This window comes from Streptomyces sp. NPDC002265 (assembly GCF_040296125.1).
Lineage (GTDB): Bacteria > Actinomycetota > Actinomycetes > Streptomycetales > Streptomycetaceae > Streptomyces.
Map to the genome: position 1 here is coordinate 1 of NZ_JBEOWS010000601.1, position 2,870 is coordinate 2,870.

The window sequence follows — 2,870 nt, forward strand, 5'->3', positions numbered from 1 at the left end:
ACAGATGCCGCGGACCGGTTGTGGATCGTGGACGGCACGCTGGTCCCGCTGCGGGACCGGAGCGTGGCGACGTCCAGCCGCAACTACCGGTTCTCGGCGAACGTGCAGGTCATCGCGGACGCCGAGACCCGGCTGGTGATCGCGGCCGCCCGTCCGGTGCCGGGCACCACCGCAGACGCCCATGCCTGGCGGGCGTCCGGGCTGAGCCGGCACTGCCAGGGCGTGACCGTGCTGGGTGACGGCGCCTATCTCAACTGCGGGATGGCGGTGCCGCACCGCAAACGCCCGGGACGGGCCCTGCTGCAGGCCGAGGAGGACGACAACGCCGAGCACCGCAAGGTCCGTGCCCGGGTGGAACATGTCATCGGCCGGATGAAGAACTACAAGATCCTCCGCGACTGCCGCCAGCGGGCCGACGGTCTGCACCACGCGGTCCAGGCCGTCGCCCACATGCACAACCTCGCCCTCGCGTCATGAGCACAGGCGCCCGCCACCGGCTCTGACCTGCCCGTACTCAGCCTTGTGCAACACCCTTTAAGCGCTGTCCCGTAAATGATCTACGGCATGCTGGTCGACCAGCGTCGTTTCCCGGTCACCCGGCGAGGGTGAGGTTGTGGAGGCGGGCGGTGCCGAGCATGGCGTGGTGGACACCGTCGCCTTTCAGGCGGCAGTCGCGGAGGATCTTCCAGGTCTTCATCCGAGCGAAGGCGTGCTCGACCCGGGCGCGGACCTTGCGGTGCGAACGGTTGTGTTCCTCTTTCCAGAACGGGAGCTCGTCCTGCCCGCGTTCGCGGCGGTGCGGGATGAGCAGGCCGGTGCCCCGGTAGCCACCGTCAGCGATGACCGTGGTGCGGCCGACGGCGCCCTTCGCGCCGGACAGCTCCCACGTCCTGCAGTCGTTGCGGTTGCCGGGCAGTGGTCGGCCGACGGCCACGACGAGCCGGGTGTCGGCGTCGATGACGACCTGGTGATTGGTGGAGTACCGGTAGTTCTTTGACTGCTCGGCGACCTGGTGGTCGCGGGTGGGGACCAGGGTGCCGTCCACGATCAGGACGGTGTCCTTGCGGAATCGCTTGCGTTGCTGGAGAGCGAGCGCGGGTGCGAGGTGGTCGATGATGCGGTCGGCTGCAGACTTGGACACCCCGAAAAGCGGCGCCAGTTGGCGCAGGGTCAGGTTGGTCCGCCAGTACGCGGCAACCAGCAGCACCCGGTCCTCCAGCGGCAGGCTCCACGGCCGGCCCCTGCGCACCGGATCTGCGCCCTCGCGCCGCAGCACGGTGATCAGCTTGCCGAACTGCCGTGGACTCAGTCCGTTGAACGGGGTTATCCAGGACGGCTCCGACGCCGTGATCACACCGGTCACTCCGTGATCATTCCACTGCTTCGGGTTCTCCCTGCTCGAACGCGATGCGGCAGCGTTCGACCTGTTCGGCCACCTGCTCCATGAACCAGCGCATGATCTCGTAGGGGATGACGTGCTCGTCGTGGCTGTGGATATGGACGGTCGGCTCCAGGTCCGGATCCTCGTCGGGTATCACGGCCACCAGGAAGGCAGCTCCAGGCAGGTGTGTCTCTGCGTTGGGAATCTCAGCCCACGCGGCCGGCGCCGGGACAGCCTCGCTCAGCTCCACACACCAGGCATCGTCCGGCAACGCGTAGTGGAACTGGAGGGCGTAGTGACGGCCTGCATGAACGGGCAGGGGGGTGAAAGCTGTTACAGGTTTTCTAGTCGTTCGTAGTCACCTCTAATCGTGTATCTCGATATCTTGGTCTTGTGAAGCTGTCGGAGTGGGCGCGTCAGCAGGGCGTGAGTTATCAGACCGCCTGGCGGTGGGTGAAGGACGGGAAGATGCCCGTTCCTGTCCGTCAGGCGCCGTCGGGCACGTGGTTGGTCGATGAAGCCACTGTCGAGCCGTCGGGCCGGGTGGTGGCGTACTGCCGCGTGTCCTCGGCCGATCAGAAGCCTGACCTGGAGCGGCAGACGGCCCGGGTGGTGGCCGGCGCGAACGGGCTGGGCCTGGCTGTCGCCGAGGTCGTGGCCGAAGTGGGGTCGGGGCTGGACGGGCGGCGGCGCAAGTTGCACCGGCTGCTGTCCGACCCGCAGGCGGCTGTGATTGTGGTGGAGCATCGTGACCGGCTGGCCCGGTTCGGCGTCGAGCACCTGGAGGCGGCACTGTCGGCGTCCGGGCGGCGCCTGGTCGTCCTGGACCCCACCGAGACCACCGACGACCTGGTGCGGGACATGACCGAGGTGCTGACGTCGATGTGCGCCCGTTTGTACGGGCGGCGGGCGGCGAAGAACCGGGCCGCCCGTGCGGTGGCGGTGGCGACCGGGGAGGCTGCCGGGTGAAGAAGTTCCAGCCGCAGCCCGGGTTCGTGGTGCAGGCGTTCCGGTTCGCGCTGGATCCGAACGCCTCCCAGGAAGCCGCGCTGCGCTCGCACTGCGGTGCCGCCCGCGCGGCCTACAACTGGGCTGTCGGCTGGGTGAGCGCCTCGTGGTGGCAGCGCAGGGCGGAGGCGACATACGGCATTGGCGAGCAGCATCTGACGCAGTGGCGGCCGTGGTCGCTGCCGTCATTGCGGAAGGCGTTCAACGCCGCCAAATACGCCGATCCGCGGTTCGCCTCCTGGTGGGAGGAGAACTCCAAGGAGGCGTACTCCACCGGTCTGGCGAACGCGTCGGCCGCGTTCGACAACTACGCGAAGTCGAAGAACGGCAGGCGGCGCGGCAAGCGTGTGGGCGTGCCCCGGTTCAAGTCGAAGCGGAAGGCGCGTCTTGCCTGCCGGTTCACCACCGGCACGATCCGTGTCGAGGGCGACGGCCGGCATGTGACGCTGCCCCGCCTGGGGACGCTTCGCACCTACGAGCC

The 2,870-nt window shown here is 68.4% G+C and carries 5 protein-coding genes; 3 read left to right on the top strand and 2 right to left on the bottom strand.

The window, feature by feature from the left end; translation table 11 throughout:
- The coding region (locus tag ABT085_RS45355) for a transposase family protein (protein WP_351622826.1) at positions 1-477 on the top strand (477 nt) is incomplete at its 5' end.
- A 115-nt stretch (positions 478-592) separates the two neighbouring features.
- Here ABT085_RS45355 and ABT085_RS45360 read toward each other — a convergent pair.
- Together ABT085_RS45360 and ABT085_RS45365 are read right to left on the bottom strand one after the other, a co-directional pair.
- Positions 593-1,363 (bottom strand): transposase, encoded by a 771-nt coding sequence (locus ABT085_RS45360; protein WP_351622829.1) that lies wholly within the window; start codon positions 1,361-1,363, stop codon positions 593-595.
- A 7-nt stretch (positions 1,364-1,370) separates the two neighbouring features.
- Positions 1,371-1,544 (bottom strand): hypothetical protein, encoded by a 174-nt coding sequence (locus ABT085_RS45365; protein WP_351622832.1) that lies wholly within the window; start codon positions 1,542-1,544, stop codon positions 1,371-1,373.
- A 230-nt stretch (positions 1,545-1,774) separates the two neighbouring features.
- On the opposite strand from ABT085_RS45365, the gene ABT085_RS45370 reads away from it, so the two are divergent.
- Together ABT085_RS45370 and ABT085_RS45375 are read left to right on the top strand one after the other, a co-directional pair.
- A complete protein-coding gene (locus ABT085_RS45370; RefSeq protein WP_351622835.1) occupies positions 1,775-2,350 on the top strand; it encodes an IS607 family transposase in 576 nt (191 codons plus the stop codon).
- A partial coding sequence (locus ABT085_RS45375) for a helix-turn-helix domain-containing protein (protein ID WP_351622839.1) occupies positions 2,347-2,870 on the top strand: 524 nt, incomplete at its 3' end. The genes ABT085_RS45370 and ABT085_RS45375, both read left to right, overlap by 4 nt.